Source organism: Leisingera coralii, assembly GCF_049056525.1.
Classification (GTDB): domain Bacteria; phylum Pseudomonadota; class Alphaproteobacteria; order Rhodobacterales; family Rhodobacteraceae; genus Leisingera; species Leisingera coralii.
This window is the reverse complement of sequence record NZ_JBHUPT010000007.1, coordinates 77,649-101,915: the sequence shown is the minus strand read 5'-3', so window position 1 is coordinate 101,915 and position 24,267 is coordinate 77,649. Positions and strand designations below refer to the sequence as shown.

Below are 24,267 nucleotides of genomic sequence, written 5' to 3'. Positions count from 1 at the left end.
AGGGCCTATCCCGGAAAGGGCGACGGCCCGATCATCCCGTGGACGTAGCCGATCACCCCCAACAGAACAATCGAAGCGGCAAAGAACATCGCATCCTTGGCGATGGTGCCCTTGGGACCCGGCTGCCACTCCGGTTCGGAGCGGTTGATCACGATAACCTCAGCCACTGCCCAGGCCAGCAGGCCGCCGAACAGGATGATCGAGGCCAGATCGCCATTGACCAGCAGATGCGCCACGGCCCACAGCTTGAAGCCCGCCAGCATCGGATGCCGCATGCCGTTCAGCAGCGCGCCTTTCTTGGGCGCCGGGCTCATCATCCAGATCGCGATCAGCACCATCAGGTTGTTGATGTGCACCATGAAGGACGGCGGCGCCCAGACGTGGATGAACTCCATGCCGCGGTAGCCCAGCACCATCAGCACCACGCCGGCAATCAGCACCAGCGCCACCAGGCCGCGCCCGCCATTGCCCATCGAGGCGCGCATGTCCGGCGCCAGCCGTTTGAACAGGTGGCCGCCCCACCACAACAGAAGTCCCAGGATCAAAAGCGCCATATCAGTCTCCCAATGCTGTTAACCGGGTTAACAGCTAGGCGGAAAGCGCGGCGATTGCATCCGCTTTTGCCAGGATCTCACGCGCCGTCACGACGTGCAGGTTCTCGACTATCTTGCCATCGACCACGGCAACACCCTGCCCTGCGGCCTGCGCCTCTTCAAATGCGGCAATCTGGCGGCGGGAGGTGTCGATCTCGCGCTCGGTCGGGGCAAAGGCGGCATTGGCCACCTCCACCTGCGCCGGGTGGATCAGGGTCTTTCCGTCAAAGCCCATGTCGCGGCCTTGCGCGCATTCGGTTGCCAGGCCTTCGGCGTCCTTGAAGGCGTTGTAAACACCATCAATGATCACCAGCCCCTCGGCCTTGGCCGCCAGCAGGCACAGGCCCAGCCCCGCCATCATCGGCATCCGGTCAGGCCGGTAGCGGGTCTGCAGCTCCTTGGCCAGGTCATTGGTGCCCATCACCATGCCCTGCAGCTTGGGGTGCGCAGCAATGGCGGCGGCATTCAGCATTCCTCGCGGGGTCTCCATCATCGCCCACAGCGGGATGTCCCCGGTGATCTCCGCCAGCGCGTCCAGATCTTCCGGCGCGTTCACCTTGGGCAGCAGAATCGCGTCGCAATCCATCCTGGCCGCCGCGATGGCGTCCTCGCGGCCCCATTCGGTATCCAGCCCGTTGATCCGCACGATCCTCATCCGCGCGCCAAAGCCGCCTGCCTCCAGCGCTTGCGCCAAGGTCGCGCGGGCATTGGGCTTTTCATCCACCGACACCGCGTCTTCCAGGTCAAAGATCACCGCGTCCACCGGCAGGGTTTTGGCCTTTTCCAGCGCGCGCGGCTTGGAACCGGGAATATACAAAACCGAACGGTAAGGGCGCGCGCGCGGGTCCATGCAAGCTCTCCAAAAGTTATTTTATTGCGTAAAGCGGTACAGATTCGATTGTATACTTTCAAGCACAATTCCGCCGCAGCGCAGCGTAACTTTCCCCGCAATTACAGCAAACCCTTGAAAACGCGCGTGCTTTTGGGGCGCACTTAGGGTTAACCACTTATCAGCACCTGACAGGCACAGTGGAGGGTACCAAGGCACAGGACCTCCGCCGCCTCCTCAGGCCGCCCCTGCTGCCCGCAGGCATGCGGCCTGCATCATGTATTGCGTCACACACCGGCCCGCTCAGGGATACGGGGGCTGCCATCCGGCACCCTGCCCTGTCCGGCCGTTCCGGAAAGGGTAAAACGAGATGAAAAGGACAACACTTGCACTGCCGGCCATCCTGGCCGCCCTGACCCTGGCCGCGGCCCCCGCCGCCGCGCAAAGCCGCAACTGCGCCCCGCGCGACACTGTGGTGAAACGCCTGGCCGAGAAATACGGCGAAAGCCGCCAGAGCATCGGCATGGGCCAGCAGGGCCTGGTGATGGAGACCTTTGCCTCGGACGAGACCGGCAGCTGGACCATCACCGTGACCACGCCCAACGGCATGACCTGCCTGGTCGCCTCCGGCCAGTCCTACGAAGTGCTCGCAGAAGCACTGCCAAACACAGACAGCGACGTCTGAGCAGTTATTGAGGCAGGTTTCCAGGCCGCGGTTACAGTGGCCGGAGACGCCACGGCGGGTTGCGCCCGAAGGGGGCTTCAGGCCAGCCCGTCCCAGATCAGCTTGCTGCCGGTCACCATGAGCAGCACATAGGTCAGCGCAAAGAACCAGCGCTCTGGAATGCCGTGATGCAGCTTCACGCCCAGCCAGGCCCCGAGCAGGGCAAAGGGCGCCAGCATCAGATCAAGCATCAGGGTTTCACGTGTGAACAGCCCAAGCCCCGCATAGGGCACCGCCTTGGCGATGTTGATTGCCCAGAAAATCAGAACCGTGCTGGCCTGATACTCGGTCTTTCGCAACTTGAGGCTGAGGAGATAGACCGCGGCCGGCGGCCCGCCCGCATGGCTGACAAAACTGGTGAAGCCCACCGCCAGCCCGGCGGCGAGCCCCGCAAGCCGCGATAGCGGCCGCGCCGCAACGGTCCGCAGCCCCAGCCGGGCGCGCAGCTGCCACAGCACAAACCCCACCGCCACCGCGCCGATCAGCACCCGCATCGCATCGGCGTCCACCGAGGTATAGAGCCACGCCCCCAGCGCCACCCCCGGCAGCCCGCCCGCGATCAGCAGCAGCGCGGCCCCCATGTTCCAGCGCCCCCAATAGGGTTTCAGCGTGGCCACGTCGATCAGCATCAGCAAGGGCAGCATCAGCGCCAGCGCCATTCCAGGCTCCAGCACCAGCGCCAGAATCGCCGCCGAGGCAAAGGCCGCGCCGGAACCGAACCCGCCCTTGGAGACGCCCGCAAAAACGACCGCAGGAATGGCAAAAACGAAAAACATCGCATCAAATGCCGCCATTGCCCGCTCCTGAAAGCCCTGAATTAAAGACCGTTTAGCGGTATCACTGCGGCATACGCAAGTATACCGCACCCTATGCCGCAGCGCAGAACCCTTGCACGGGGGGCGGATAGGCCGTAGGCATCAGGAAATTTCAACCGGACCGGAGACATTTACCAATGGCACGACCCAAAATCGCCCTCATCGGCGCAGGTCAGATCGGCGGCACCCTCGCGCACCTCGCAGCCCTCAAGGAACTGGGCGACGTTGTTCTCTTTGACATCGCCGAAGGCATCCCCGAAGGCAAGGCGCTGGACATCGCAGAATCCGGTCCCTCGGAAGGTTTCGACGCCTCCCTCAAGGGCACCCAGTCCTATGAGGACATCGCAGGCGCCGACGTCTGCATCGTGACCGCCGGCGTGCCGCGCAAGCCGGGCATGAGCCGCGACGACCTGCTGGGCATCAACCTCAAGGTGATGAAATCCGTGGGTGAAGGCATCCGCGACCACGCGCCGAACGCTTTCGTGATCTGCATCACCAACCCGCTGGACGCGATGGTCTGGGCGCTGCGCGAATTCTCCGGCCTGCCCCACAACAAGGTCTGCGGCATGGCCGGCGTGCTGGACTCCGCCCGCTTCCGCCACTTCCTGGCCGAGGAGTTCGGCGTCTCCATGAAAGACGTCACCGCATTCGTGCTGGGCGGCCACGGCGACACCATGGTGCCGTCGGTGCGCTACTCCACCGTCGCGGGCATCCCGCTGCCCGACCTGGTCAAGATGGGCTGGACCACCCAGGAGCGCCTGGACGCCATCGTGCAGCGCACCCGTGACGGCGGCGCCGAAATCGTCGGCCTGCTGAAAACCGGCTCCGCCTTCTATGCGCCGGCCACCAGCGCCATCGAAATGGCCGAGGCCTATCTGAAAGATCAGAAGCGCGTGCTGCCCTGCGCCGCCTATTGCACCGGCGAGATCGGCGTCAAGGACATGTATGTGGGCGTTCCCACCGTGATCGGCGCCGGCGGCATCGAGAAGATCGTCGACATCCAGCTGACCGAAGAAGAGCAGACCATGTTCGACAACTCGGTCAACGCGGTGAAGGGCCTGGTCGAGGCCTGCAAGGGCATCGACGCGTCGCTGGCCTAAGCGCTGCAGCACCACGCACTGCAAACGGGGTCCGCTTCAGGCGGGCCCTTTTCTTTTGCCGCGGTTCCTGCGGCTGACGCTTTTGGCCTATGATGCGGCGGGCGCAGCCCTTGGGGTCAGCCTCGAATCACCGCCGTTAAGCCTCCGGTAAATTGTGATCACACCCCCAAAACCTGTGATCACAAAACTTGAAAATCTTCCCCATTTCCCTGCTTCCCGTCAAATAAGCCTTTAACACTTGGCTTTAACACGGCCTATTGAACGACAGACAATTGCAGCCAGACGGGACAGTTTCAGATGAACATCCACGAATATCAGGCCAAAGCCCTTCTTCGCAGCTACGGTGCCCCGGTGTCCGACGGACGCGTGGTGCTGAAGGCCGAGGAAGCCAAAACCGCCGCCGGTGAACTCGATGGCCCGCTCTGGGTGGTCAAGGCGCAGATCCACGCGGGCGGCCGCGGCAAGGGCTCCTTCAAGGAAGCGGATGCCGGCGAGAAAGGCGGCGTGCGCCTGACCAAATCGGTGGAGGAAGCCGCCGAGGAAGCCAAGAAGATGCTGGGCCGCACCCTGGTCACCCATCAGACCGGCCCGGCGGGCAAGCAGGTGAACCGCATCTACATCGAGGCCGGCTCCGGCATCAAAACCGAGCTGTACCTGGCGCTGCTGGTGGACCGCCAGACCTCGCGCATCTCCTTTGTCTGCTCCACCGAGGGCGGCATGGACATCGAGGAAGTGGCCGCCGCCACCCCGGAAAAGATCCTGTCCTTCTCCGTTGACCCAGCCACCGGCTACCAACCCTACCACGGCCGCCGCATCGCGTTTTCGCTGGGCCTCGAAGGCGCCCAGGTCAAGCAGTGCGTCAAGCTGATGGGCCAGCTCTACAAGGCCTTCGTCGAGAAGGACATGGAGATGCTGGAGATCAACCCGCTGATCATCGGCGACGACGGCAACCTCAAGGTGCTGGACGCCAAGGTCGGCTTTGACGGCAACGCGGTCTACCGCCACCCCGACGTGGCCGAGCTGCGCGACACCACCGAGGAAGACCCGAAAGAGCTGGAAGCCTCCAAGTACGACCTGAACTACATCGCGCTGGACGGCGAGATCGGCTGCATGGTGAACGGCGCGGGCCTGGCGATGGCCACCATGGACATCATCAAGCTCTACGGCGCGGAGCCTGCCAACTTCCTCGACGTGGGCGGCGGCGCCACCAAGGAGAAGGTGACCGAGGCGTTCAAGATCATCACCTCGGACGAAAACGTCAAAGGCATCCTGGTCAACATCTTCGGCGGCATCATGCGCTGCGACGTGATCGCCGAGGGCGTGGTTGCCGCGGTCAAGGAAGTCGGCCTGAAGGTGCCGCTGGTGGTCCGCCTCGAGGGCACCAACGTCGAGAAGGGCAAGGAGATCATCAACACCTCCGGCCTCGACGTGATCGCCGCCGACGACCTCAAGGACGGCGCCGAGAAGATCGTGAAGGCGGTAAAGGGCTAAGGGCCTGATCCGGTGAAGGCGGCTGTCTACCTCATAGGCTTGCGGCAGGCCACGGGCCGGGCGGAGCTGATGCAGCGGGAGCTGGATCAGGCCGGGCTCACGGCCACGCGGGTGGACGCGGTGGACAGTACCCAGGTCAGCCGCGAGGAGATGCTCAAGCAGTGCAGCCCCGAGGGCAACTGGGGCTACTTCCAGACCAAGGACATGGCCTGCACCCTCAGCCATGCCAAGGCCTGGGAGGCATTTCTGGCGTCAGACGCCGGTGCGGCGCTGATCCTGGAGGATGACGTCTTCCTGTCGCCCGATACCGGCGCCTGGCTGGCGGATCTGTCCTGGTGGCCTGCGGATGCCGGCATCGTCAAATTCGAGCGCTGGCGCAGCCGCAAGCTGCAGGTGGCGCTTGGCAAGGGCGGCTTTTCCCATCTGGGCCGCGAGGTGCGCCAGCTGCTGTCCCGCCATGCAGGCGGTGCGGCCTATGTGATCTCCCGCCGGGCGGCGCAGCACCTGCTGGACAGCCGCCCGTTCGAAATCACGCTGGACAACCTCCTGTTCAACTTTGACGCCTCGCTGCCTGCGCGCGGCATCAAGGTCTACCAGGTCCAGCCCGCGCTTGCCGAACAGGGCAACGAGGCCCCGGACGAGCACGCCATCGGCCCGGCCCGCCACCGGCCCAAGGGCTGGCCGCTGGTCCGCCAGAAACTCCGCCGCGGGATCTACGAGTTCCGCGGCGGCTTCCGAATACTTCCCAGTGTGGTCTTGGGGCGGGCCACCCTCGAAAAAATCCGCTTCGACGGCCGCGCTTTGGCCACCCCACAGAACCAACAGACACATACCGCTTGAAGGAACCGACAACATGGCAGTCCTCATCGACGAAAACACCAAGGTTATCTGTCAGGGCTTCACCGGCTCGCAGGGCACTTTCCACTCCGAGCAGGCCATCGCCTATGGCACCAAGATGGTCGGCGGCGTGACCCCCGGCAAAGGCGGCCAGACCCACCTGAACCTGCCGGTCTTCAACTCCGTGCATGAAGCCAAGCACGTGACCGAGGCCAACGCCTCCGTCATCTACGTGCCGCCGCCGTTTGCCGCCGACTCGATCCTGGAGGCGATCGACGCCGAGATGGAAGTGATCGTGGCGATCACCGAAGGCATCCCGGTGCTGGACATGATGAAGGTGAAACGGGCGCTGGAGAACTCCAAGTCGGTGCTGATCGGCCCGAACTGCCCCGGCGTGATCACCCCGGACGCCTGCAAGATCGGCATCATGCCCGGCCACATCCACAAGCGCGGCACCGTCGGGGTTGTATCGCGCTCCGGCACGCTTACCTACGAGGCCGTGAAACAGACAACCGACGTTGGCCTGGGCCAGTCCACCTGCGTGGGCATCGGCGGCGACCCGATCAAGGGCACCGAGCACATCGACGTGCTGGAATGGTTCCTGGCCGATGACGAGACCGAGAGCATCATCATGATCGGCGAAATCGGCGGCTCCGCCGAAGAAGAAGCAGCACAGTTCCTGGCCGACGAGGCCAAGAAGGGCCGCAAGAAGCCGGTTGCCGGCTTCATCGCCGGCCGCACCGCCCCTCCGGGCCGCCGCATGGGCCACGCGGGCGCGATTGTCGCCGGCGGCAAGGGCGGCGCCGAGGACAAGATCGAAGCGATGAAATCCGCAGGCATCGTGGTCGCCGAAAGCCCGGCCGGCCTGGGCGAAGCGGTTCTGAAAGCGATCGGCAAGTAATGCAGCTTTCCGCTTTGCATACCACAAAGCGGACAATGCCCGGCGGTCTCCGCCGGGCATCCCCTCCTGCCAAGGCAGCTCTTTCATTGAGGGACCTTGCCGCCAAGACGGCGCGCCCCGCCGGATTGGCCGCAAGGTTCTGCGGCCCCTTCATCCATTTGAAACTCCCGCGCACCACCCTGCAGGGAGTGGCCTAAGGCCAGAACGAATACGGTCCCAACCCGCAAGAGGCACCAAAATGACCGACCAAAGCCCCAACGACCTCTTCCACGCCTCCTCATTCATGCAGGGGCACAATGCGGAGTATCTGGAGCAGCTTTACGCCCAGTACGCCAATGACCCGAACGCGGTGGATGCCGCCTGGGCCGAGTTCTTCCGCCAGATGGGCGATGCCGAGCTGGACGTGAAGGCTGACGCCAACGGCCCCTCCTGGGCGCGCAGCGACTGGCCGCCGATGCCCGCCGATGACCTGACCGGCGCGCTGACCGGCGAGTGGCCGGTCCCGGTCGAGGCCAAGGCGGCGGGCAAGAAGATCAAGGCCAAGGCCGCCGCCAAGGGCGTCGAGCTGACCGACGACCAGGTGCAGCGCGCGGTGCTGGACTCGATCCGCGCCCTGATGCTGATCCGCGCCTACCGGATCCGCGGCCACCTGGCAGCTGATCTGGATCCGCTGGGCATGCGCGCCGCCACCCCGCATCCGGAGCTGGACCCGAAATCCTATGGCTTCACCGATGCCGACATGGACCGGCCGATCTTCATCGACAACGTGCTGGGCCTGCAGGTCGCGACCATGCGCCAGATCGTCGACATCGTGAAGCGCACCTATTGCGGCACCTTCGCGCTGCAGTACATGCACATTTCCGACCCCGAGCAATCCGCCTGGCTGAAGGAGCGGATCGAAGGCTACGACAAGGAAATCACCTTCACCCGAGAGGGCCGCAAGGCGATCCTCAACAAGATGGTCGAGGCCGAGGGCTTCGAGAAGTTCCTGCACGTCAAATACACCGGCACCAAGCGGTTCGGCCTCGATGGCGGCGAAAGCCTGATCCCGGCGATGGAGCAGATCATCAAGCGCGGCGGCGCGCTGGGGGTCAAGGACATCGTGATCGGCATGCCGCACCGCGGTCGCCTCAACATCCTCGCCAACGTGATGCAGAAACCCTACCGGGCGATCTTCAACGAATTCCAGGGCGGCAGCTTCAAGCCTGAGGACGTGGACGGCTCCGGCGACGTGAAATACCACCTCGGCGCGTCCTCCGACCGCGAATTCGACGGCAACACCGTGCACCTCAGCCTGACCGCCAACCCCTCGCACCTGGAGGCGGTGAACCCTGTGGTGCTGGGCAAGGTCCGCGCCAAGCAGGACCAGCTGGGCGACAGCGACCGCACCCAGGTGCTGCCGATCTTGCTGCACGGCGATGCGGCCTTTGCCGGCCAGGGCGTGGTGGCGGAATGCTTTGCCCTGTCGGGCCTGCGCGGCCACAAGACCGGCGGCACCATGCATATCGTGGTGAACAACCAGATCGGCTTTACCACCGCGCCGCATTTCTCGCGCTCCTCGCCCTACCCCACCGACAACGCGCTGGTGGTTGAGGCGCCGATCTTCCACGTGAACGGCGACGACCCGGAGGCAGTGGTGCACGCCGCCAAAGTGGCGACCGAATTCCGCCAGAAATTCAACAAGGACGTGGTGATCGACATCTTCTGCTACCGCCGCTTCGGTCACAACGAAGGCGACGAGCCGATGTTCACCAACCCCTTGATGTACAAGAAGATCAAGGGCCACAAGACCACCCTGACCCTCTACACCGACCGGCTGGTCAAGGACGGGCTGATCCCCGAAGGCGAGATCGAGGACATGAAGGCCGCCTTCCAGGCGCACCTGAACGAGGAGTTCGAGGCCGGCAAGGACTACAAGCCCAACAAGGCCGACTGGCTGGACGGGCGCTGGTCGCATCTGGACAAGAAGGACGCCGACTACCAGCGCGGCCGCACCGCGATCGAACCGGAGACCATGGCCGAGATCGGCAATGCGCTGAGCCGGGTGCCGGATGGCTTCCCGCTGCACCGCACCGTCGGCCGGTTCCTGGAGGCCCGCGGCAAGATGTTCGAGAACGGCGAAGGCTTTGACTGGGCCACCGGCGAGGCGCTGGCCTTCGGCTCGCTGATGCTGGAAGGCTACCCGGTGCGCCTGGCGGGCCAGGATGCCACCCGCGGCACCTTCTCGCAGCGCCACTCCGGCATCGTCAACCAGGAGACCGAGGAGCGCTACTACCCGCTCAACCACATCCGCGCGGGCCAGTCGCAGTACGAGGTGATCGACTCCGCACTGTCGGAATACGCGGTGCTGGGCTTTGAATACGGCTACTCGCTCGCCGAACCGAACGCGCTCACCCTGTGGGAAGCCCAGTTCGGCGACTTCGCCAACGGCGCCCAGATCATGTTCGACCAGTTCATCTCGTCCGGTGAATCGAAGTGGCTGCGGATGTCGGGCCTGGTCTGCCTGCTGCCGCACGGCTTCGAGGGCCAGGGGCCGGAGCACTCCTCCGCCCGCCTGGAACGCTTCCTGCAGATGTGCGGCCAGGACAACTGGATCGTCGCCAACTGCACCACCCCTGCGAACTACTTCCACATCCTGCGCCGTCAGCTGCACCGCACCTTCCGCAAGCCGCTGATCCTGGTGACCCCCAAGTCGCTGCTGCGCCACAAGCTGGCGGTCAGCAACGCAGAGGACTTCACCACCGGCTCCAGCTTTCACCGGGTGCTGTGGGATGACGCCCAGAAAGGCAACTCCGACACCCAGTTGGTCGCCGACGACAAGATCAAGCGCGTCGTCATGTGCTCCGGCAAGGTCTATTACGACCTGCTGGAGGAACGCGACGCCCGCGGCATCGACGATGTCTACCTGATGCGGATCGAGCAGTTCTACCCGTTCCCGGCGATCTCGATGGTGAAGGAGCTGGAACGCTTCAAGCAGGCGGAGATGGTCTGGTGCCAGGAAGAGCCCAAGAACCAGGGCGCCTGGACCTTCATCGAGCCCAACATCGAATGGGTGCTGACCCGGATCGGCGCCAAGCACACCCGGCCGCTCTATGCCGGCCGCGCCACTTCGGCCTCGCCCGCAACCGGCCTGGCCAGCGAACACAAAGCCCAACAAGCAGCCCTCGTGAACGAAGCGCTGAGCATCTGAGGATAAAGAGACATGACAACCGAAGTCCGCGTACCCACCCTGGGCGAATCCGTGACCGAGGCCACCGTGGCCACCTGGTTCAAGAAACCCGGCGACGCCGTCAATGCCGATGAAATGCTCTGCGAGCTGGAAACCGACAAGGTGACCGTCGAGGTGCCCTCGCCAGCGGCCGGCACCCTGGGCGAGATCGTCGCCGGCGAAGGCGAGACCGTCGGCGTTGACGCCCTGCTGGCGACCCTGACCGAGGCCAACGGCGCCGCCGCAGCCCCTGCCGCTGCCAAGGCAGCACCGGCTCCGGCTGCTGCGCCCTCCGGCGGCGAAGGCGCCCCGGTGCCGGTCATGGTCCCCTCCCTGGGCGAGTCGGTCTCCGAGGCCACCGTCTCCTCCTGGTTCAAGAAAGTGGGCGACACCGTCGCGCAGGACGAGATGCTGTGCGAGCTGGAAACCGACAAGGTCTCCGTCGAGGTGCCCGCCCCCGCAGCCGGCGTGCTGACCGAAATCATGGCCAATGAAGGCGACACCGTGCAGGCCGCGGCGCAGCTGGGCGTGATCGCCAGCGGCGAAGCCGGCGCATCTGCCGCTCCGGCAGCCGCCCAGGCCGCGGCCCCGGCGTCCGCGTCTGCCGCCAAGGACGTGGCCAACGCGCCTTCCGCCGAGAAGGCGATGGCAGAGGCCGGCATCGACGCCAGCCAGGTCACCGGAACCGGGCGCGACGGGCGCATCATGAAGGAAGACGTCGCCGCCGCCGTGGCCGCCGCCAAGGCCACCCCTGCCCCGGCCCCGGCACCGGCCCAGGTGCGCGGCCCGGTCACTGCGGACGACGCCGCGCGCGAGGAGCGGGTCAAGATGACCCGCCTGCGCCAGACCATCGCCAAGCGCCTGAAGGACGCCCAGAACACCGCCGCGATCCTGACCACCTATAACGAGGTCGACATGACCGAGGTGATGGCGCTGCGCAACCAGTACAAGGACCAGTTCGAGAAGAAGCACGGCGTCCGCCTGGGCTTCATGTCCTTCTTCACCAAGGCCTGCTGCCACGCGCTGAAGGAAGTGCCTGAAGTCAACGCCGAGATCGACGGCACCGACATCGTTTACAAGAACTTCGTGCACATGGGCGTTGCCGCGGGCACCCCGCAGGGCCTGGTGGTGCCGGTGATCCGCGACGCCGACCGGATGTCCTTTGCCGAAATCGAAAAGGCGATTTCCGAGAAGGGCAAGCGCGCCCGTGACGGCAAGCTGTCGATGGCCGAGATGCAGGGCGGCACCTTCACCATCTCCAACGGCGGCGTCTACGGCTCGCTGATGTCCTCGCCGATCCTGAACCCGCCGCAATCCGGCATCCTGGGCATGCACAAGATCCAGGACCGCCCGATGGTGGTGAACGGCGAGATCAAGATCCGCCCGATGATGTATCTGGCGCTCAGCTATGACCACCGCATCGTCGACGGCAAAGGCGCCGTGACCTTCCTGGTCCGCGTCAAGGAAGCGCTGGAAGACCCGCGCCGCCTGCTGATGGATCTGTAAGGTCAAGCAACACGCGTATCCTGAAGTGGAAACTTCAGGATACGCTTCTGTTATGCTCCGTTCTTAGGTTACTTGAGGCGCACATGAAGAATGCACTGATCGTCATTTTTGCTGTGCTTTTACTGCTGTTCGGCGCAACAATCATTCACACTGAAAATCAAAGGTACGCTCTGGCTCAAGGATTGTGCCCCAATTTGTATCAGGAAAGCGTCCAAGAGCATAACGCGTGTCTATTTCTGGCAGAAACACGTACTCATGACTCTTGGCACTTGTATTACGCGCTAAGAGAAACGTTGCAGCTCCCATGACGTCAGAATTTCCGGAGTTTCTTCTCTTGGCCAATAGTTACCTTGTAAAGCCGCATCGAGCACTAGCACAATGACCCTCCCGCTCTGGGGCCTTGTCTGCCTCTCGATCCTCGCCTTGATCCACGTGAGCTGCGACAGCTTCCTGCTGAAGCTTTCCGCTGGCAACGCCTGGACCGCAGGCCCGCGCGACACCTCCGTCACCCGAAGCGCGCTGGCGGGCTGGGCGCGCCGTGCCTTCACCAATTTGCTGGAAACCGCACCGGTCTTCATCAGCCTTGCGCTGGTAGCAGAGCTGGGTGGCCTCAAAAGCGCGCTGATCACCGGCGGCCTGTACACCTACCTCGCAGGCCGCGCCCTCTACCTGCCCGCCTACCTCAGCGGCGTGCCCTACTTGCGCACCGCCATCTGGCTCATCGCCACCAGCGGCCTTGCCGCGATGCTCGCGGGGGTGCTCCTCGCATGATGCTTCTTCTGGCTGAAAATATCCCGGGGGAGGCCCGCCAGGGCCGGGGGCAGCGTCCCCACTCCGCAAACCTTGCCACTGACGCAGCCATTATTGAGTGGAATCAAAGCGCTCTCCAGGCAATCCGGGGCATCCTGCCTCCACTACGGACAAAGGAGTAACACCGATGGCAACTCACGTACTTTGGCAGGCCGACGTGGCCGATTTCGACGCCTGGCTCACCGTCTTCCGGCAGGACAAGCGCAACCGCCAGGCCTCGGGCATCACCGACATGAATGTCTGGAGCGATCCGGACCGCGAAAACCACGCCGTTGCGCTGTTCGCAATCACCGATCTGGAGAAGGCCCGCGCCTTTTTCGGGTCCGAAGAACTGGCAATGCACCTTGAACGCGACGGGGTCACCAATATCTCGATCAAAATGCTGACCCCCGTTTGATCACACACTAACTATCCCCAAGCGCGAGCTCCGGAAAACGGAGCCGGGGCCAAAAGAGGAAACCGACTTATGTCCCAATATGACGTCATCGTAATCGGCGCCGGCCCCGGCGGCTATGTCTGTGCCATCCGCTGCGCCCAGCTGGGCCTGAAAACGGCGGTGGTCGAAGGCCGCGAGACCCTTGGCGGCACCTGCCTGAACGTGGGCTGCATTCCCTCCAAGGCGCTGCTGCATTCGACCCACCTGCTGCATGAGGCAGAGCACAACTTTGCCCATATGGGCCTCAAGGGCAAAGCGCCGTCGGTCGATTGGGACCAGATGAAGGCCTACAAGGATGAGGTCATCGGCCAGAACACCGGCGGCATCGAATTCCTGTTCAAGAAGAACAAGATCGATTGGATCAAGGGCTGGGCCTCGATCCCGGCGGCCGGCAAGGTGCAGGTCGGCGATGAGGTGCATGAGGCCAGGAACATCGTGATCGCCTCCGGCTCGGTGCCCGCTTCCATTCCGGGTGTGGAGATCGACGAGAAGATCGTGGTCTCCTCCACCGGCGCGCTGGAACTGCCGAAGATCCCCAAGAAACTGGCGGTGATCGGTGCAGGCGTGATCGGGCTGGAGCTGGGCTCGGTCTATGCCCGCCTCGGCTCCGAGGTGACCGTGGTGGAATACATGGACGCGGTCTGCCCCGGCATGGACAAAGACGTGCAGCGCAGCTTCAAGCGGATCCTGGAAAAGCAGGGCCTGAACATCATCCTGGGCGCCGCCGTGCAGGGCGTCGAGACCACCAAGACCAAGGCCAAGGTCAAGTACCAGCCCAAGAAGGGCGGCGACGAGGCGGTGCTGGACGCCGACGTGGTGCTGGTCGCCACCGGGCGCAAACCCTACAGCGAAGGGCTGGGGCTGGACGCGCTTGGCATCAAGATGACCGAGCGCGGCCAGATCGCCACCGACAACCACTGGCGCACCAACCTCCCCGGCATCTATGCCATCGGCGACGTGATCGAAGGCCCGATGCTGGCGCACAAGGCCGAGGATGAGGGCATGGCGGTCGCCGAGGTGATCGCGGGCAAGCACGGCCATGTGAACTATGGCGTGATCCCTGGCGTCGTCTACACCACGCCGGAAGTGGCCACCGTGGGTGCAACCGAGGACGCGCTGAAGGCCGACGGCAAGAAAATCAAGGTCGGCAAGTTCATGTTCATGGGCAACGCCCGCGCCAAGGCGGTGCACCAGGCCGAGGGCGGCTTCGTCAAGATTATCGCCGACAAGGAAACCGACCGCATCCTGGGCGCCGCGATCATCGGCCCGGCGGCGGGTGACCTGATCCACGAACTGTGTGTGGCGATGGAGTTCGGCGCTTCTGCCGAGGATGTGGCGCTGACCTGCCACGCGCATCCGACCTATTCCGAAGCGGTGCGCGAGGCCGCGCTGGCCTGCGGCGACGGGCCGATCCACAGCTGAGCCGCACTGATTGGGCTAATCGTAGGGGCAGCTGGCCGCAGCTGCCCTTTTTCATTTGGCAAGCCACGCCATTGCCTCTTTACTGCTGCTGGAATTCAACCCGCAGGAGGCACCGCCATGGCCGTTTCATTGCAAGTCATCTACCCCGTCACAGAAGGAACCAACTTCGATCACGCCTATTATGCGGACACCCATATGAAGATCGTGGATGAGCACATGGGGCCGCATATCCAGACGATTGTTGTCACCAAAGGGCTGGCGGGCGGGCCGGACAAGCCGGCACCGTTTTACGCCATTGCCACGATGACATTTGCCGATCAGGCCGCCATGGACGCCGCGATGCAGGCCGCAGGGCCCGCGCTGGAGGACATCCCGAATTTCACCGATGTGAAGCCGCAGATGCTGATCGGCGAGGTCATCAGCTGACCGCCCATTCCCCGGCAGCGCACCGGGCAGCCAGGAGGCGCAGCCTCGCTGGCTGCAAAATTCTTCAAAGAATTTTGCCAAGGACGTTGGAACGTCCTTGAGCGCTCCGCCGTCGGCTCACCACATGGTTTTGGCGGCGCGGGCGTTCCAGCTCTTGTCGTATTCGGCGCCGCCTTCCTCGCCTGCCGTCTGCTCGGCCAGGATCTCACCCATGGTCGGCAGGCCGATGCTTTCGCCGGTTCCGTTCCAAGTGCCCGCCCGCAGCAACGCCCGGGCGCATTGGGTGTAAATCTCACCGATCGAGATGACGATCACCGTGGCCGGCAGCTTGCCTTTCTTCTCGAAACGCGCGCGCAGATCCGGGTCGGCGGTAAGCCGGGCGGTGCCGTTAACGCGCACCACATTGTTCGATCCCGGCACCAGGAACATCAGCGAAACGCGCCCGTCGCGCACGATGTTGCGCAAGGAGTCCAGCCGGTTGTTGCCGCGCCAGTCGGGCAGCGCCAGGGTGCCCGGATCCAGCTCCTTCACCACCGGGCCGTCATCGCCGCGCGGGCTGCCGTCGGTCCCTTCCGGGCCAACGGTCGTCAGCATGCACAGTTTCGAGGCCATGATCCACTTGCGGTACAGCGGCGTCATCTGCCGCGCCACCTTGCGTAAAGAAGGCGCTCCCGGTTCCCCGTAAAGCGCCTCCAGGTCTTCAATGCTGCTGAGGTATTGCATCCGGTTCAAACCCCGCTTCTCTCATCAATTCATCCGAGCGGCGCTCAACCCGGTTTTCCAGCTGCGCCATGAACTCGTCACGGGCGATCCCCGGCTGCATCGGCTCCAGGAACTCCACCACCGCCAGGCCCGGCTTGCGGTAAATCCCGGTACGCGGCCAGAACACGCCGACATTGGTGGCGGCCGGGACGCAGGGCTGGCTCAGGCCCTCGTACAGCACCGCGGTGCCGATCTTGTAGGGCTTGCGGGCGCCGGGCGCCACGCGGGTGCCCTGGGAGTAGATGATCAGCTGGCCGGGTTCATGGCTTTGCAGCGCCACGTCCTTGACCATCTTGGCAATCGCCGCGCCGCGCTTGCCGCGGTCGACCGGCACGCAGCCCAGGCGCTTGGCATAGACGCCGATCACCGGCGTCCACATCAGTTCCCGCTTCATGATGAACCGGGCGGAGGGCACCGCGTTGAAGATGATCAGGATATCCAAAAAGCTCTGGTGCTTGGCCGCAATGATCACCTCGCCGGAGGGCACCTGGCCGCGCACCTCGGAGCGGATGCCGACCATCCAGCGCGCGGTCCACAGCACCCAGCGGGCGTAGGATTTGCAGGCCAGGCGCGCGCCCTTGGGCGACACCGCGGCCCAGGGCGCAAACAGCAGCCCCAGAACCAGCATTGCCAGGTACATCTGCACCAGGAACACCCACGAGCGCAGCCATTGGACCGGGTTCTTCAAGACAGTTCTCCCAAACGTTTGGTGGCGGCACGGGTGGTGGCGGCAAAGGCCACCAGCGCGCCCAGCGGCGGGATCAGGAGCGGCACCAGCCAGCCCCAGCCCTGAAAGCCAAGACCGGTGAGGAAGCCGCCCTCATCCGAGGCTTCCGGCATCAGCCAGACCCCGATCATGCCCAGCGCCACACCCGCTGCGGCGCCGGTCAGCGCCCGCAGGGTAAAGCGGCGGATGAAGGCCTGGGCGATATAGCTGTCCAGCGCGCCGACCAGGCGCAGCACTTCGATCACCTGGGCATTGGCGGCCAGTGCCGCGTTGGCGGCCAGGGTGATCATCGCCGCGGTGGCGCCGCCGATCAGCAAGATCGACACCCAAGCCAGGCGGCGCAGCGAGCGTGCGGCATCCACCAGCGGCTCACGCCAGCGGGTGTGATCGTCCAGCACCGCGCCGGGGACCTCGGCCTGCAGCCGCAGCCGCAGCCCCTGGGGGTCATAGCCGGGATCATCCGCGGTCACCTCGATCAGCTGCGGCAGCGGCAGGCTGCCCGCCGGCAGGCTGGAGCCGAACCAGGGCGCCAGCAGCGCCGCCTGCTCCTCGCCGGTGAGCGCCCGCGCGGTGGCCACGCCCGGTGTCTGGCGCAGGATCTCCAGCGCCGCCTCGGTCTGAGCCGCGCGCTGCGCCGCCGGGGCGTTGATGCGCAGCGTGGCGGCGCGCGCCAGTTCCGAAGCCCAGCGGTCGGCCAGCCGGCCGGAGGCCATCGACAGCGCCAGGGCAAACACCGCAAGAAACGCCATTGCGCCCGCCACGAACAGCGTCAGCTGGGCGGTGAAGCCGGTGGGCGGCACCACCCGGTTGGCTTGGGCATCGCCCAGGATCAGCTTGCGCAGCTTGCCGTCGGTCATAGGTCAGCCCCCGCAAGCTGCAATTGCCGGTTGGAGATGCGCAGCACCCGCGCCTGCACCTGGTTCTTGGCGGCTCGGATCAGCGACAGGTCATGGGTGGCGACCAGGATCGTCTTGCCCATCCGGTTCAGCTCGACCAGCAGCTGCAGCAGCCGCTGCGACATTTCCCAGTCGACGTTGCCAGTGGGCTCATCAGCGATGATCACATCCGGCGACAGGATCACCGAGCGCGCCAAAGCCGCCCGCTGCCGCTCGCCGCCAGACAGCTCCGGCGGCAGCGCGTGGGCGCGCTCGGACAGGCCGACCCAGTTCAGCAGCTCCTGCAGGTTGGCCTCCTCGTGGCCCAGCTCGCGCCCCGAGACCAGCAGTGGCAGGGCAATGTTCTCGATCACCGGCAGGTGGTCCAGGAACCGGCAGTCCTGATGCACCACGCCGACGCGGCGGCGCAGATAGGCCATCTGGTCGCGGTCCAGCCCGTGCACATCCATGTTGAAGGCGCGCACCCGGCCCGAGGTCGGGGTCAGCGCGCCGTAGCAGAGTTTCAGCAGCGTCGTCTTGCCCGCGCCGGACGGGCCGGTCAGGAAATGGAAGGAGCCCGGCGCCAGCTGCACCGACACGGCATCCAGCAGCTCGCCGCCGCCGTAGTTGTAGCCCACATTTTCCAGCTCGATCACTGCCGCCCCCTGAATGCGCCTTTGTACTGCGCCCCGGTATTTTGCTCCGGTGTTTTGCCCCAAGGGGGCCGCAGTTTCAATGGGGGCTCTGTTGCCCGGAAGCCCGCGGCCGGGGCGTTGCGGCAATTGCCACTTTCGCCAACAGCGGGGGATGCCTATAATCCCTTAAAAAACAACCTGCCGCCAGATGCCCGGCAGGATGGTGCCGAGGAGAGCATGATGCGCCTGACCTGCCCGAATTGCGCAGCCCAGTACGAAGTGCCCGAGGATGTGATCCCTGCCGAAGGGCGGGATGTGCAATGTTCCAACTGCGGCCAGACCTGGTTCCAGGCAGCAGCCGGCGCCGCGGCGGCAGAGCCCCCCCTGGAAGACACGCTGGAAGAAGACGCGCCCCAGGCGCCTGAGGCTGCCTCCCCCGCGCCGAGCGCGGCCATTGAAGAACCGGAACCTGAGACCCCGTCCACGGCACCGGAAGTGGACGCTGAGCCCGCTGAGCCGGAAACCGCTGCCGCGGACCTGGACCGCGGCGAGGAGGAAGAGGCCGAACAGCCTTCCGCAGAAGCCCACGCAGACACCCAGGAACCTGCAGCCCACCCGGAAGAAGAGGCTGAACCGCAGCCGCAGAAGGCCCGCGGTCTGGATCCGGCGTTGACGGACATCCTGCGCGAGGAAGCCGAGCGCGAGGCCTCGCTGCGGGCGGCGGAAAGCCAGAGCCTGGAAACCCAGCCCGACCTGGGACTGGACGAAGCCACCGCGCCCGAAGACGAGGCCGCCCGCCGCAGCCGCCAGGCCCGCGACCGGATGGCCCGCATTCGCGGAGAGGATCCGCGCCAGCTGGCCGCCGCCGAAAGCGGCTCCCGCAAGGAGCTGCTGCCGGACATCGAAGAAATCAACTCCACCCTGCGCTCTGCTGGCAGCGCAGCGCCTGCTCCGCAGGCCGCGTCGGAGGAGCCGCCGGTGCGGCGCAAAAACAATTTTGCCCGCGGTTTTTCGCTGTCGTTGATTGCGGCGCTGGTGATGGTGATGGTCTATGACAATGCCAGCCTGATTGCCGAGAGGGTGCCGCAGGCGGATTCCGCACTCAGCAGCTATGTCAGCTGGGTGGATCAGCTGCGGCTGTGGCTGGATGCACAGGTGAAGTCCCTGACCAGCGCGCCGTAACGCGGCCTGTCCCATTTCTGTCTTTCTAGACTGAATAGCTCACCCGGCGCCGACCGCCCTTCGGGGTCTCAGAACCGGTCCAGCAGCCGCTGCAGGTAGCTGCGCTCGCGCTCGCTGCGCTGCCGCTCGCCGGCCCGGCGGCGGATGTCCTCCAGCAGGTCCCAGGCACGGCGGTAGGCATTGCCCTCGCCGACCTTGCCGCCGTCATTCACCGAGCCGTTGCTGCGGCCCAGCGGGTCCAGCCGTTCGCCCTGCGCTGTGGCAGAGGGCTGGCCCTGGCCGTTGCGCTGCCCGTCATCACGCTGCGCCAGCGCCTCGCCCAGGCTGCGCATCCCTTCGCGCAGCGCCTCCATGGCGTCCGACTGACGGTCGATGGCCTCGGCATTGTCGCCGCCGCGCAGCGCCTCCTCGGCCCCCTCCATGGCGCGGCCTGCCCGGTCCAGCGCCTCGCGCGCGGCATCGCCGGCCTCGCCGCCCAGGTAAGGCAGCCCGTCGCGCTGCTGCTGCAGCTGCTGGCGCAGGGCCTGCTGGCGGTCCGCCAGCGATCCGCCCTGCCCCGGCTGTTCGCGGCCGTTGCCGCCCTGGCCATCGGGGTTGCGGCTTTCGGCCCCTTCACCGCCCTGGCCGTCGCCGCGGTCGCCGCCCTGGCCGCCCTGGTGGCTCTGGCCGCGGCCCAGACCGCCATCGCGGCCCTCATTGCCCTGGCTCTCGCCGCTGCGGGCGCCGGGGTTGAACTGTTCCTGCAGGTCGCGGAAGGCCTGGTCCGACAGCCCCTGCTGCTCGCGCAGGGTTTCCGCCAGCCCCTCCATCGCCTCGCGGCCCTCATTGCCCTGGCCCTGCCCCTGCTGGGAGCGGGTCATCCGCATGTTTTCCATCATCTGCTGGAACTCGCGCAGCGCCTGCTCGGCCTCGGCCATGCGGCCCTGCTCCATCAGCTCCTGGATGCGGTCCATCATCGCCTGCAGGTCATCCTGGCTGAGGGTCATCATGTTGTCCGGCATGTCGCCAGAGTCCATCATTTCGCCGTCCGCCTCAGCCTGGCGGCTGAGCTGGCGGAGATAGTCCTGGGTCGCCTCGCGCAGCTCCTGCATCAGCCGGGCAATCTCCTGATCGCTGGCGCCGTCGCGCATCGCCTGGCTGAGGCGCTCCTGCGCCCGCCGCATCCGCTCCAGCGCATCGCCGACATCGCCCTCTTCCAGCTGCATCGCCAGATCCCAGAGCGCGGCGGAGATTTCCGCCTGCCGCGGTTCGGGAATGGCCCCTTGCACGGTGTAGCCTTCCAGCCGCCGCAGGATCGTGCGCAGGCGCAGATAATCGCCATAGTCGCGGAACATTCCGTCCGGGCGGTGCGACAGGGTGCGCAGGATCTGCGCCACCCGCGGCGCGTTGGCCCGCGCCCACAGCAGGTCGCGCCGCTGTTCGATCACCGCCGCCGCCAGCGGGTCAAAGAAGCGGCGGGTGACCATATCCGCGCCAAAGCCCGCCACCGCGGCCGATTGACCGGCCTCATCCATTGCGGAGAAGGTGAAGACCACCGGCAGGTTGGCCCAGGGGTGCCGGGCAAAATCCTCGATCAGCTTTTCGGTGAAGGCCTCGCGCGAACCGCTCAGCGGCAGCGGCAGGTCCAGGATCAGCGCATCGCGCGGGTCGGGGTCGATCGCCAGGCCGTGGTGGCGCTCGACCGCGGCCAGATCCAGGGTGATCCGCACCTGCCCGCCAGCGACGCCGTAATCATCCCGGGCGCTGAACGCCAGCGAGGTGTAACCGTCGTTCTCCAGCTCGGGCTGGCCGGCCACCGCGATTCCGGGCGGATGGTCCGGGATCACCTCCACCTGCCAGCTCCGCCCGCCGTTCCCTTCGATGGCAAAGCCGCCGTTGCGGGTCACATCGAAGGCCATTGCGCCCTCCGGCGCCGGCGGCTGCCCGGCGGCAGACCCCGAGACGCTTTCCGACAGGGACAACGCCCCGACTTCGCCGTAGAAACGCAAGGTGACACGGCTGCCCTGCGGCAGTTTCAGCACCCCTTCGGGCAGGTCGTTCAGATAGAGCACCGGCAGGCGGGTATAGGCAGGCGGCTCTGCCCAGCCCTCCCAGGCAGGGCCGCTCAGGGCAGCGGGGCCGCCCGTGCCCAGATCCCTGACCGAGGCCACCTGCCAGATCGAGCCGAACAGCAGCGCAACCGCCAGGAACAGCCCCGCGACATAGCGCAGCGCATAGGGGTCGGCGGAGGCAACGTTCAGATCGGGAGCGGGTGCGCGGGCATGGGCCGCGGCCTCGGCCATCCGGCGCTGGTGCGCCTGCCAGAGGGCGATGGAGGCCGCGTCCCCGGCGCCGATGGCCTGGGTGTCCAGCAAGGCGCTGACGGGACGGCCCGGCAAGGTTTGGTCGAGCCGCTCCAGCGCCTCTTCCCGGGACGGCCAGCGGAACCGCCAGGCACCCCAGCCAACGGCGGTTGTGGCGGCCAGAACAGCCGCAATGGCGCCGGTCCAGACCACGGTTTCCGGCAGCAGCTGGTGCAGCCCCAGCATCAGCGCCGCCAGCGCCGCCATCAGCACCGACACCAGCGGCCAGAACGCCCGCATGGCGCGTTCGGCCACGAGTCCCGCCCGCGTCAGAGCCACAGGCCAGCGCAGGCGTTTCAGGACCGGATCGGCACGTCTGTCAAAGGGCATTCGGGCCTCGTATCAGGATGGCCCGCGCCGGATCGCGCCCGGATCGCTTCAGAGCCACTCCGGGATGGTATCGCGGTTTATCATCTCTTCATAGTCCGGGCGGCGGCGAATAACCGCGAATTGATCCCCGTGCACAAGCACTTCGGGGATCAGCGGGCGGGAATTGTACTCGCTCGCCATCACCGCGCCATAGGCGCCCGCACTGCGGAAAGACACCAGATCGCCCGCCGCCAGCGGCGGCAGGTCGCGCTGCTTGGCAAAGGTATCGCCGGTCTCGCAGACCGGGCCAACGATGTCGTAAGGCTGGCTTTCGGTTCCCGCCGCGGGCTCCTCAACCGGGATGATGTCGTGGTGCGCCTCATACATCGCCGGGCGGATCAGGTCGTTCATCGCCGCATCCAGGATCAGGAAATCGCGCCCCTCGCCCGATTTCACATAGATCACCTTGGACACCAGCTGGCCCGCGTTGCCCGCGATCAGGCGGCCCGGCTCGATCTCGATCTCGCAGCCGAGGTGGCCGAGGGTCTCCTTGACCATCTGGCCGTATTCCACCGGCAGCGGCGGCGCGGTGTTGGAGCGCTCATAAGGAATGCCCAGACCGCCGCCCAGGTCCAGGCGGCGGATGTTGTGGCCCTCGGCGCGTAGGGTTTCCGTCAGCTCCGCCACCTTCTGATAGGCCAGCCGGAACGGCTCCAGATCAGTGAGCTGCGAGCCGATGTGGACGTCGATCCCCACCACCTCCAGACCCGGCAGCGCGGCGGCGCGGGCGTAAACCTCCTTGGCGCGGGCAATCGGGATACCGAACTTGTTCTCGGACTTGCCGGTGGCGATCTTGGCATGGGTCTTGGCGTCGACATCCGGGTTCACACGGATGGTGATCGGGGCCACTGCGCCCAGCTCCTGCGCCACGGCGCTGATCACTTCCATCTCCGGCTCGGATTCCACGTTGAACTGGCGGATGCCGCCACTGAGGGCCACGCGGATTTCCTCTGCCGTCTTGCCGACGCCGGAAAACACGATCCGGTCCCCCGGCACGCCCGCTGCCTTGGCCCGCAGGTATTCGCCCTGGCTGACCACATCCATGCCGGCGCCTGCCTGCGCCAGGGTCTTGAGGATCGCCTGATTGCTGGCGGCCTTCATCGCAAAGCAGACCAGGTGATCGGTGCCCTCCAGCGCCTCGTCGAACAGCCGGAAATGGCGCAGCAGGGTGGCGGTGGAATAGACATAAAACGGAGTGCCCACCGCCGCGGCGATCTCGGAGATGGGAACGTCTTCGGCGTAGAGCGCGCCGTCGCGGTAGAGAAAATGATCCATGTCCCCGCGTTTAGGGCAAAAGCGGCATATGGATCAAATGATTCCAGCCCTTTGCCGCTGCCGGCAGCAACCGGAAACTCCCGCCCGCCGCAGACGCATCGAAGATGCGCCCGCGCCCGTTGGGCCGGGCGCCGCGCTGGCGCGCGGCGGGCCGTGTCTCCCCGCAGGGCGGGCAATCTGCCCGCCATCCCCCGTCTGCCATTTACCGCAGACGGTGGGCGGAATCGCCCACCCTACGGGGTGTTGCGCGGCCGGGGCACGTTCCTGTCACGGGATCTTAAGCCCAGCCTGCCATGATGCCCCCTGATCGCGGTCACCGCCGGGCCTGACACCCCCGGCACCTTGGAACAGGGCCCTTTGGCAGGGGCACGCAGAGACAACGTTCAGCGTGCGGGAGATCCCTCCCGTCCCGCCTCCGCCCCTTGGCGGCGCCGCCATTCCTTACCGCTGGCAGAGTGTGAACAGTCAGCACATCAGGACAGGCAGAACAGCAACGCAGCATACAGCAACCGGACGGGCCGCACACCCGGACGGGGCAAGCCCGTGTCTTCAGAAGCTGTGGGAAACGCCGGCACGGCCGTAGCCGGAAACCTTGATCCCCGTCGCGGCAGGTTCCTGCTTCTGCGGCTGGCTGGATACCGGCGCCCCGGTGTCGCAGGCCGCGAGCCCGAAGAGAGCCAGAACAATAACCACAGTTTTCATCGCAATATCCTCAAACGTAAACCGCCCCGGCGCTTTCGCGGGGCGGTTTCGAAGTGGTGGTTCAGCAGCGCCGCATCAAGGGCGCGGGTCTGCTAGAAGCCCAGATAGACGCTGACCGGCCCTTGATGCAGCCCGAGAGCGCCGCCGACATGCACTCCGCCGCCGCTGCCGACACCGACGCCAGCGTTCAGGGTCGGTTGTACCGGCTCACCGTCCACACCGCAGGCGGCCAGCGCCGCCAGTCCAAGAAATGCAAAGATCATCTTGCGCATTGTTTGCCTCCTTGCAGCAGCCCCGCCC

General features: G+C 65.8%; 24 protein-coding genes. 13 read left to right on the top strand and 11 right to left on the bottom strand.

Going from position 1 to position 24,267, the window contains the following annotated elements:
- Nucleotides 1-5: 5 nt before the first annotated feature.
- Both ACFMBG_RS03575 and ACFMBG_RS03570 read right to left on the bottom strand, forming a co-directional pair.
- On the bottom strand, nucleotides 6-554 hold the full coding sequence (locus ACFMBG_RS03575) for an NnrU family protein (RefSeq protein ID WP_421053356.1): 549 nt from the start codon (nucleotides 552-554) through the stop codon (nucleotides 6-8).
- A 34-nt stretch (nucleotides 555-588) separates the two neighbouring features.
- Complete coding sequence (locus ACFMBG_RS03570; RefSeq protein ID WP_421053355.1) at nucleotides 589-1,443, bottom strand: HpcH/HpaI aldolase/citrate lyase family protein; 855 nt, start codon at nucleotides 1,441-1,443, stop codon at nucleotides 589-591.
- 349 nt (nucleotides 1,444-1,792) lie between these two features.
- Between ACFMBG_RS03570 and ACFMBG_RS03565 the strand changes: the two genes are divergently transcribed.
- Nucleotides 1,793-2,107, top strand: coding sequence for a hypothetical protein (locus ACFMBG_RS03565; protein WP_421053354.1), 315 nt, complete (start codon nucleotides 1,793-1,795; stop codon nucleotides 2,105-2,107).
- Between the two features lie 77 nt (nucleotides 2,108-2,184).
- On the opposite strand, the gene ACFMBG_RS03560 is transcribed toward ACFMBG_RS03565, so the two are convergent.
- Nucleotides 2,185-2,940: a sulfite exporter TauE/SafE family protein gene (locus ACFMBG_RS03560; RefSeq protein WP_421053353.1), complete on the bottom strand. Its 756-nt coding sequence runs from the start codon at nucleotides 2,938-2,940 to the stop codon at nucleotides 2,185-2,187.
- A 158-nt stretch (nucleotides 2,941-3,098) separates the two neighbouring features.
- Here ACFMBG_RS03560 and mdh point away from each other — a divergent pair, with 158 nt between their 5' ends.
- From mdh to ACFMBG_RS03505, 11 genes are all read left to right on the top strand, one after another.
- A complete protein-coding gene (gene mdh / locus ACFMBG_RS03555; protein WP_421053352.1) occupies nucleotides 3,099-4,061 on the top strand; it encodes a malate dehydrogenase in 963 nt (320 codons plus the stop codon).
- A 297-nt stretch (nucleotides 4,062-4,358) separates the two neighbouring features.
- Nucleotides 4,359-5,552: an ADP-forming succinate--CoA ligase subunit beta gene (gene sucC, locus ACFMBG_RS03550; protein ID WP_421053351.1), complete on the top strand. Its 1,194-nt coding sequence runs from the start codon at nucleotides 4,359-4,361 to the stop codon at nucleotides 5,550-5,552.
- A gap of 12 nt (nucleotides 5,553-5,564) precedes the next feature.
- Nucleotides 5,565-6,392 (top strand): glycosyltransferase family 25 protein, encoded by an 828-nt coding sequence (locus ACFMBG_RS03545; RefSeq protein WP_421053350.1) that lies wholly within the window; start codon nucleotides 5,565-5,567, stop codon nucleotides 6,390-6,392.
- 13 nt (nucleotides 6,393-6,405) lie between these two features.
- A complete protein-coding gene (gene sucD / locus ACFMBG_RS03540; protein WP_222503489.1) occupies nucleotides 6,406-7,290 on the top strand; it encodes a succinate--CoA ligase subunit alpha in 885 nt (294 codons plus the stop codon).
- A gap of 238 nt (nucleotides 7,291-7,528) precedes the next feature.
- The gene (locus ACFMBG_RS03535) at nucleotides 7,529-10,480 is read left to right on the top strand and encodes a 2-oxoglutarate dehydrogenase E1 component (RefSeq protein WP_421053349.1); all 2,952 of its coding nucleotides are present in this window, start codon (nucleotides 7,529-7,531) and stop codon (nucleotides 10,478-10,480) included.
- Between the two features lie 12 nt (nucleotides 10,481-10,492).
- A complete protein-coding gene (gene odhB, locus ACFMBG_RS03530; protein WP_421053348.1) occupies nucleotides 10,493-12,004 on the top strand; it encodes a 2-oxoglutarate dehydrogenase complex dihydrolipoyllysine-residue succinyltransferase in 1,512 nt (503 codons plus the stop codon).
- 83 nt (nucleotides 12,005-12,087) lie between these two features.
- Nucleotides 12,088-12,312, top strand: coding sequence for a hypothetical protein (locus ACFMBG_RS03525; RefSeq protein WP_421053347.1), 225 nt, complete (start codon nucleotides 12,088-12,090; stop codon nucleotides 12,310-12,312).
- A 70-nt stretch (nucleotides 12,313-12,382) separates the two neighbouring features.
- Nucleotides 12,383-12,775 (top strand): MAPEG family protein, encoded by a 393-nt coding sequence (locus ACFMBG_RS03520; RefSeq protein ID WP_421053346.1) that lies wholly within the window; start codon nucleotides 12,383-12,385, stop codon nucleotides 12,773-12,775.
- 166 nt (nucleotides 12,776-12,941) lie between these two features.
- Nucleotides 12,942-13,211 (top strand): hypothetical protein, encoded by a 270-nt coding sequence (locus ACFMBG_RS03515; protein ID WP_421053345.1) that lies wholly within the window; start codon nucleotides 12,942-12,944, stop codon nucleotides 13,209-13,211.
- Between the two features lie 69 nt (nucleotides 13,212-13,280).
- Entirely contained in the window at nucleotides 13,281-14,672 is a 1,392-nt protein-coding gene (lpdA, locus tag ACFMBG_RS03510; protein WP_421053344.1) for a dihydrolipoyl dehydrogenase, read from the top strand.
- A 117-nt stretch (nucleotides 14,673-14,789) separates the two neighbouring features.
- Nucleotides 14,790-15,098 carry an EthD family reductase gene (locus ACFMBG_RS03505; protein WP_421053343.1) on the top strand — a complete coding sequence of 103 codons (309 nt, stop codon included), beginning with the start codon at nucleotides 14,790-14,792 and terminating at the stop codon, nucleotides 15,096-15,098.
- A gap of 117 nt (nucleotides 15,099-15,215) precedes the next feature.
- On the opposite strand, the gene ACFMBG_RS03500 is transcribed toward ACFMBG_RS03505, so the two are convergent.
- From ACFMBG_RS03500 to ACFMBG_RS03485, 4 genes are read right to left on the bottom strand one after another with little or no spacing between them, the layout of a single operon-like run.
- Nucleotides 15,216-15,821 (bottom strand): pyridoxamine 5'-phosphate oxidase family protein, encoded by a 606-nt coding sequence (locus ACFMBG_RS03500; protein ID WP_421053342.1) that lies wholly within the window; start codon nucleotides 15,819-15,821, stop codon nucleotides 15,216-15,218.
- Nucleotides 15,799-16,548 (bottom strand): lysophospholipid acyltransferase family protein, encoded by a 750-nt coding sequence (locus tag ACFMBG_RS03495; protein WP_421053341.1) that lies wholly within the window; start codon nucleotides 16,546-16,548, stop codon nucleotides 15,799-15,801. Before ACFMBG_RS03495 ends, ACFMBG_RS03500 begins: the two co-directional genes overlap by 23 nt.
- Entirely contained in the window at nucleotides 16,545-17,444 is a 900-nt protein-coding gene (locus ACFMBG_RS03490; protein ID WP_421053340.1) for a cell division protein FtsX, read from the bottom strand. The genes ACFMBG_RS03495 and ACFMBG_RS03490 overlap by 4 nt, the downstream gene beginning before the upstream one ends.
- The gene (locus tag ACFMBG_RS03485) at nucleotides 17,441-18,118 is read right to left on the bottom strand and encodes a cell division ATP-binding protein FtsE (protein ID WP_421053339.1); all 678 of its coding nucleotides are present in this window, start codon (nucleotides 18,116-18,118) and stop codon (nucleotides 17,441-17,443) included. The genes ACFMBG_RS03490 and ACFMBG_RS03485 overlap by 4 nt, the downstream gene beginning before the upstream one ends.
- Nucleotides 18,119-18,337: 219 nt before the next feature.
- Here ACFMBG_RS03485 and ACFMBG_RS03480 point away from each other — a divergent pair, with 219 nt between their 5' ends.
- Nucleotides 18,338-19,279, top strand: coding sequence for a zinc-ribbon domain-containing protein (locus ACFMBG_RS03480; RefSeq protein WP_421053338.1), 942 nt, complete (start codon nucleotides 18,338-18,340; stop codon nucleotides 19,277-19,279).
- Nucleotides 19,280-19,347: 68 nt separating this feature from the next.
- Here the strand turns inward: ACFMBG_RS03480 and ACFMBG_RS03475 are convergent, their stop codons facing one another.
- From ACFMBG_RS03475 to ACFMBG_RS03460, 4 genes are all read right to left on the bottom strand, one after another.
- Nucleotides 19,348-21,951: a TIGR02302 family protein gene (locus ACFMBG_RS03475; RefSeq protein ID WP_421053337.1), complete on the bottom strand. Its 2,604-nt coding sequence runs from the start codon at nucleotides 21,949-21,951 to the stop codon at nucleotides 19,348-19,350.
- A 48-nt stretch (nucleotides 21,952-21,999) separates the two neighbouring features.
- Nucleotides 22,000-23,265 carry a diaminopimelate decarboxylase gene (gene lysA, locus ACFMBG_RS03470; protein ID WP_421053336.1) on the bottom strand — a complete coding sequence of 422 codons (1,266 nt, stop codon included), beginning with the start codon at nucleotides 23,263-23,265 and terminating at the stop codon, nucleotides 22,000-22,002.
- A 549-nt stretch (nucleotides 23,266-23,814) separates the two neighbouring features.
- Nucleotides 23,815-23,967: a hypothetical protein gene (locus ACFMBG_RS03465; RefSeq protein WP_421053335.1), complete on the bottom strand. Its 153-nt coding sequence runs from the start codon at nucleotides 23,965-23,967 to the stop codon at nucleotides 23,815-23,817.
- A 92-nt stretch (nucleotides 23,968-24,059) separates the two neighbouring features.
- A complete protein-coding gene (locus tag ACFMBG_RS03460) occupies nucleotides 24,060-24,239 on the bottom strand; it encodes a hypothetical protein (protein WP_421053334.1) in 180 nt (59 codons plus the stop codon).
- Between the last annotated feature and the right edge of the window lie 28 nt (nucleotides 24,240-24,267).

Bases quoted from the DNA above. Each gene is read 5' to 3' on its own strand.
- ACFMBG_RS03465 (WP_421053335.1), bottom strand. From the start codon at position 23,967: ATGAAAACTGTGGTTATTGTTCTGGCTCTCTTCGGGCTCGCGGCCTGC.
- ACFMBG_RS03500 (WP_421053342.1), bottom strand. From the start codon at position 15,821: ATGCAATACCTCAGCAGCATTGAAGACCTGGAGGCGCTTTACGGGGAA.
- ACFMBG_RS03480 (WP_421053338.1), top strand. From the start codon at position 18,338: ATGCGCCTGACCTGCCCGAATTGCGCAGCCCAGTACGAAGTGCCCGAG.
- ACFMBG_RS03475 (WP_421053337.1), bottom strand. From the start codon at position 21,951: ATGCCCTTTGACAGACGTGCCGATCCGGTCCTGAAACGCCTGCGCTGG.
- ACFMBG_RS03560 (WP_421053353.1), bottom strand. From the start codon at position 2,940: ATGGCGGCATTTGATGCGATGTTTTTCGTTTTTGCCATTCCTGCGGTC.
- odhB (WP_421053348.1), top strand. From the start codon at position 10,493: ATGACAACCGAAGTCCGCGTACCCACCCTGGGCGAATCCGTGACCGAG.
- ACFMBG_RS03520 (WP_421053346.1), top strand. From the start codon at position 12,383: ATGACCCTCCCGCTCTGGGGCCTTGTCTGCCTCTCGATCCTCGCCTTG.
- ACFMBG_RS03570 (WP_421053355.1), bottom strand. From the start codon at position 1,443: ATGGACCCGCGCGCGCGCCCTTACCGTTCGGTTTTGTATATTCCCGGT.
- ACFMBG_RS03515 (WP_421053345.1), top strand. From the start codon at position 12,942: ATGGCAACTCACGTACTTTGGCAGGCCGACGTGGCCGATTTCGACGCC.
- ACFMBG_RS03565 (WP_421053354.1), top strand. From the start codon at position 1,793: ATGAAAAGGACAACACTTGCACTGCCGGCCATCCTGGCCGCCCTGACC.
- sucC (WP_421053351.1), top strand. From the start codon at position 4,359: ATGAACATCCACGAATATCAGGCCAAAGCCCTTCTTCGCAGCTACGGT.
- sucD (WP_222503489.1), top strand. From the start codon at position 6,406: ATGGCAGTCCTCATCGACGAAAACACCAAGGTTATCTGTCAGGGCTTC.
- lysA (WP_421053336.1), bottom strand. From the start codon at position 23,265: ATGGATCATTTTCTCTACCGCGACGGCGCGCTCTACGCCGAAGACGTT.
- ACFMBG_RS03525 (WP_421053347.1), top strand. From the start codon at position 12,088: ATGAAGAATGCACTGATCGTCATTTTTGCTGTGCTTTTACTGCTGTTC.
- ACFMBG_RS03490 (WP_421053340.1), bottom strand. From the start codon at position 17,444: ATGACCGACGGCAAGCTGCGCAAGCTGATCCTGGGCGATGCCCAAGCC.
- ACFMBG_RS03505 (WP_421053343.1), top strand. From the start codon at position 14,790: ATGGCCGTTTCATTGCAAGTCATCTACCCCGTCACAGAAGGAACCAAC.
- ACFMBG_RS03575 (WP_421053356.1), bottom strand. From the start codon at position 554: ATGGCGCTTTTGATCCTGGGACTTCTGTTGTGGTGGGGCGGCCACCTG.
- ACFMBG_RS03535 (WP_421053349.1), top strand. From the start codon at position 7,529: ATGACCGACCAAAGCCCCAACGACCTCTTCCACGCCTCCTCATTCATG.
- mdh (WP_421053352.1), top strand. From the start codon at position 3,099: ATGGCACGACCCAAAATCGCCCTCATCGGCGCAGGTCAGATCGGCGGC.
- lpdA (WP_421053344.1), top strand. From the start codon at position 13,281: ATGTCCCAATATGACGTCATCGTAATCGGCGCCGGCCCCGGCGGCTAT.
- ACFMBG_RS03460 (WP_421053334.1), bottom strand. From the start codon at position 24,239: ATGCGCAAGATGATCTTTGCATTTCTTGGACTGGCGGCGCTGGCCGCC.